The sequence below is a fragment of the Vibrio ruber DSM 16370 genome, assembly GCF_900163965.1.
Classification (GTDB): domain Bacteria; phylum Pseudomonadota; class Gammaproteobacteria; order Enterobacterales; family Vibrionaceae; genus Vibrio; species Vibrio ruber.
In genome coordinates this window covers 1-1,323 of record NZ_FULE01000100.1, presented here as the reverse complement: position 1 = coordinate 1,323, position 1,323 = coordinate 1, and the positions used below count along the sequence as shown (strand labels likewise).

The window sequence follows — 1,323 nt, the reverse complement described above, 5'->3', positions numbered from 1 at the left end:
TCAGCTCCATCCGCAAGGGACTTCACCAGCAAGAGCGTACCTTCTCCCGAAGTTACGGTACCATTTTGCCTAGTTCCTTCACCCGAGTTCTCTCAAGCGCCTTGGTATTCTCTACCCGACCACCTGTGTCGGTTTGGGGTACGATTTCTTGTGAACTGAAGCTTAGAGGCTTTTCCCGGAAGCATGGCATCAATGACTTCATCACCTTGGTGACTCGACATCGTGTCTCAGCCTAATGTAGAGCCGGATTTGCCTAACTCTACAGCCTACGCACTTGAACCTGGACGACCGTCGCCAGGCCCACCTAGCCTTCTCCGTCCCCCCATCGCATTCACAACAAGTACGGGAATATTAACCCGTTTCCCATCGACTACGCCTTTCGGCCTCGCCTTAGGGGTCGACTTACCCTGCCCCGATTAACGTTGGACAGGAACCCTTGGTCTTCCGGCGGGGAGGTTTTTCACCCCCCTTGTCGTTACTCATGTCAGCATTCGCACTTCTGATACCTCCAGCAGACTTTACAATCCACCTTCAACGGCTTACAGAACGCTCCCCTACCCAATATACCAAAGTATATTGCCGCAGCTTCGGTTTACAGCTTAGCCCCGTTACATCTTCCGCGCAGGCCGACTCGACTAGTGAGCTATTACGCTTTCTTTAAATGATGGCTGCTTCTAAGCCAACATCCTAGCTGTCTGAGCCTTCCCACATCGTTTCCCACTTAGCTGTAATTTGGGACCTTAGCTGGCGGTCTGGGTTGTTTCCCTCTCCACGACGGACGTTAGCACCCGCCGTGTGTCTCCCGGATAGTACTTACTGGTATTCGGAGTTTGCAAAGGGTTGGTAAGTCGGGATGACCCCCTAGCCTTAACAGTGCTCTACCCCCAGTAGTATTCGTCCGAGGCGCTACCTAAATAGCTTTCGGGGAGAACCAGCTATCTCCGAGTTTGATTGGCCTTTCACCCCTAGCCACAAGTCATCCGCTAATTTTTCAACATTAGTCGGTTCGGTCCTCCAGTTGATGTTACTCAACCTTCAACCTGCCCATGGCTAGATCACTCGGTTTCGGGTCTATATCCAGAGACTGGGCGCGCAGTTAACACTCGCTTTCGCTACGGCTCCCCTAATCGGTTAACCTTGCCACTGAATATAAGTCGCTGACCCATTATACAAAAGGTACGCAGTCACCCCACAAAGGAGGCTCCTACTGCTTGTACGTACACGGTTTCAGGTTCTATTTCACTCCCCTCACAGGGGTTCTTTTCGCCTTTCCCTCACGGTACTGGTTCACTATCGGTCAGTCAGGAGTATTTAGCCTTGGAG

The 1,323-nt window shown here is 51.9% G+C and carries 1 rRNA gene; it reads right to left on the bottom strand.

The annotated features are described in order from the left end of the window. Positions 1 to 1,323: ribosomal RNA gene (locus VR7878_RS20680) — 23S ribosomal RNA — on the bottom strand; the annotation flags it as partial.